A 3271-nucleotide genomic window follows, 5' to 3' on the forward strand; every position below is an offset into this window, starting at 1 on the left:
CCAAGCCGGACAAGTACACGTACGCCTCGGCCGGCAACGGCACGGCCCCGCACTACGCGGCCGAGCTGTTCAAGCTCAGTGCCGGCGTCGTGATGCTCGGTGCGCCGTACAAGGGTTCCGCCCCGGCGATCAGTGACACCATCGGTGGGCAGACGCAGTTCATGTTCCCGAGCCTGTTCACGGCGCTGCCGCACGTGAAGGCCGGAAAGCTGCGGGCGCTCGCGGTGGCGGGCCCCCGGCGATCCGCCTTGCTGCCCGACGTGCCGACGCTCAAGGAGGCGGGCGTCGACGGCGTCGACGTGCAGCAGTGGTACGGCTTCTTCGCCCCGGCGAAGACCCCCAAGCCGATCATCGACCAGATCAACAAGGCACTCAACCAGGTGCTCGCCGACAAGGAGGTCATCCAGCGCATGCAAGAGCACGGTGCCGATGTCGAGACCAGCACGCCCGAGAAGTTCGGCGAGCTGGTGAAGAGCGAGCTGGCGAAGTGGACGGCTGTCGTGCAGCGCGCCAAGCTGGCGGCCGACTGAGTAGAGCAGGAGCTTCGGACATGGGCAGTTCCCTCGACGACTTGAAGGCCTGGATCGGCCGCAGCGAGACGATGCGAGACCAGGTCGGCGCAACGCCCGTCAATGCGCTCGACGCGACGCTGGATCACGCCGCCGCGCCGGTGGAGGCGGGTGCGCCATTGCCGCCGCTGTGGCACTGGCTGTACTTCCTGCCCCTGCACCGCCAGAGCGAGATCGGGCCGGACGGACATGCCAGGCGGGGCGGGTTCCTGCCGCCCGTGCCGCTGCCGCGCCGCATGTGGGCCGGCAGCCAGTTCGAGTTTCGCTCGCCGGTGCGGGTGGGCGACGCGGTGGAGCGCACATCGGCCATTGCCGACGTGACGGTCAAGGAAGGCCGCACGGGCAAGCTCGTGTTCGTGAAGGTGCGCCACGAATTGCGCTGCAACGGAGCGGCCGATCCGGCGATCGTCGAATTCCACGACATCGTCTACCGCGAGGCCAGGCGGGCCGGGGACGTGGAGCCGACGCCGCACGCCGCCGAGGCCGGCGCACGCTGGCAGCGCCGGATCGTGCCCGACGATGTGCTGCTGTTCCGCTATTCCGCGCTGACGTTCAACGGCCATCGCATTCACTACGACCGCAAGTACGTCACCGAGGTCGAGGGCTATCCAGGCCTGGTCGTGCACGGCCCGCTGATCGCCACCCTGCTGATGGACCTGGTTCGCCGCAACGCGCCCGATGCCGACATCGCCACCTTCCGGTTCAAGGCCGTTCGCCCGACCTTCGACCTGGCCGCGTTCCTCGTCAATGGCCAGCCGCAGGCCGACGGCAGCATCAAGTTGTGGGCCGAGGACCATGAAGGCTGGCTGACGATGGATGCGGTCGCGACGCTGCGGGGAGCCTGAGATGCAGCCACTCAAGGGGCTCACCGTCGTCACGCTCGAACACGCCATCGCCGCGCCGTTCGCGACGCGCCAATTGGCCGATCTGGGCGCCCGAGTCATCAAGATCGAACGCCCGGGCACGGGCGACTTTGCGCGCGGCTATGACTCCCGCGTGCGCGGCCTGGCATCGCACTTTGTCTGGACCAACCGCTCCAAGGAGAGTCTCACGCTCGACGTGAAGCACCCCGAAGCGGCCGGGATCCTCGAGCGTCTCGTGCTGGAGAAGGCCGACGTGGTCGTGCAGAACCTGGCGCCTGGCGCTGCGGCGCGCCTGGGGCTGGGCTACGACGTGCTCGCGGTGAAGAAGCCGGCCATCATCGTGTGCGACATTTCCGGCTACGGTGCCGACGGCCCGTACCGCGACAAGAAGGCCTACGACCTGCTGATCCAGAGCGAAGCGGGGTTCGTGTCGGTCACCGGCACACCCGACGAGCCGTGCAAGGCCGGCCCTTCGATCGCCGACATCGCCGCGGGCATGTACGCCTACACCAACATCCTTGCGGCGCTGCTGCAGCGCACGCAAGGCGGACGTGGCCAGCACATCGACATCTCGATGCTGGAATCCCTGGCCGAATGGACCAGCTATCCGCTCTACTACGCCTTCGAGGGTGCGCCGCCACCGCCGCGCACCGGTGCGGCCCACGCCACCATCTACCCCTATGGCCCGTTCCCGATCGGAAAGGACGAAGGCAGCGTGATGCTGGGCCTGCAGAACGAACGCGAGTGGGTCAACTTCTGCGAGAAGGTCATGCAGCGTCCCGAGCTGGCGCGTGACCCGCGCTTCGCCGGCAACGCCAGGCGCGTGGCCGAGCGCGCGGCGTTGCGCCAGCTCATCGTCGACACCTTCTCGACCTTGACCGCAGCGCRGGTGGCCGAGCGCCTGGAAGCGGCGCAGATTGCCAACGCCCGGGTCAACACGATGCRCGAGGTCTGGGCGCACCCGCAGCTCAAGGCGCGCCGGCGCTGGCGCGAGGTGGGCTCGCCCGTCGGCATGCTGCCGGCCATGCTGCCGCCGGGAACCTGGGAGGAGGGGCCTCGCATGGATCCTGTTCCCGCGCTCGGCGAGCACACCGACGCCATCCTGGGGGAACTGGGAATCGGTGCCGACGAGATCCGCGCGCTGCGGGCCGCGGAGGCGATCTGATGGACCCGCGCACCTATCTCTTCGTGCCTGGAAACCGCTCGGAGCGCTTCGCCAAGGCGCTGGCCAGCGCTGCCGATGCCATCGTGCTGGACCTCGAAGACGCCGTCGCGCCGTCGGCCAAGGCCGAGGCGCGCGATGCAGTCGCGCAGTGGTCTCGCCAAGCCGCGGAAGGCGAGCGTGAACGTACCGTCGTGCGCATCAACGATCCGCAGTCGATCGCCTTTGCCGACGACCTGCAGCTGCTGCGCGAGGCCGGCCTCTCGAACGTCATGCTGCCCAAGGCCGAGTCCGCGGCGCAGGTCCGAGCCGTTCGTGACGCCCTGCCCGAGGCTCGTGTGCTCGCGCTGATCGAAAGCGCGAGAGGCGTCGCGAGCGCGCATCAAGTGGCAGGTGCTGTGGGCGTCTCCCGCCTGGTCTTCGGCACGCTGGACTACGCGCTCGACCTGGATCTTGACATGGCAGACGGCCCCGACGGCCTGGGCCATGCCGCCAGCGTGCTGGCCATCGCTTCGCGCGTCGCGGGCCTGCCTGCGCCCGTCGCCGGCGTGACGCCCCAGCTCGACGACGAACGGCAGCTGCTGGCCGACCTCGCCTGGTCGCGCCGCCATGGCTTCGGCGCCAAGCTGTGCATCCACCCCCGGCAGATCGGGCCCGTCCATGCCGCCCTCGCACCG

Annotated in this window: 4 protein-coding genes; all 4 read left to right on the forward strand. The window is 69.2% G+C overall.

From position 1 onward, the window contains the following. Nucleotides 1-530 (forward strand): tripartite tricarboxylate transporter substrate-binding protein (locus AC1D15_RS23440; RefSeq protein ID WP_477827865.1); only part of this gene is annotated, 530 nt, incomplete at its 5' end. A gap of 20 nt (nucleotides 531-550) precedes the next feature. Beyond that, complete coding sequence (locus AC1D15_RS23445; protein ID WP_477827866.1) at nucleotides 551-1414, forward strand: HTD2 family dehydratase; 864 nt, start codon at nucleotides 551-553, stop codon at nucleotides 1412-1414. Between the two features lies 1 nt (nucleotide 1415). Continuing rightward, nucleotides 1416-2597 carry a CaiB/BaiF CoA transferase family protein gene (locus AC1D15_RS23450; RefSeq protein WP_477827868.1) on the forward strand — a complete coding sequence of 394 codons (1182 nt, stop codon included), beginning with the start codon at nucleotides 1416-1418 and terminating at the stop codon, nucleotides 2595-2597. After that, nucleotides 2597-3271 (forward strand): HpcH/HpaI aldolase/citrate lyase family protein (locus tag AC1D15_RS23455; RefSeq protein ID WP_477827867.1); only part of this gene is annotated, 675 nt, incomplete at its 3' end. The genes AC1D15_RS23450 and AC1D15_RS23455, both read left to right, overlap by 1 nt.

This window comes from Rhizobacter sp. P2_H2 (assembly GCF_056403375.1).

What these genes read in the sequence shown, in the direction of transcription:
- AC1D15_RS23445 (WP_477827866.1), top strand. Translation starts at nt 551, where the DNA reads ATGGGCAGTTCCCTCGACGACTTGAAGGCCTGGATCGGCCGCAGCGAG.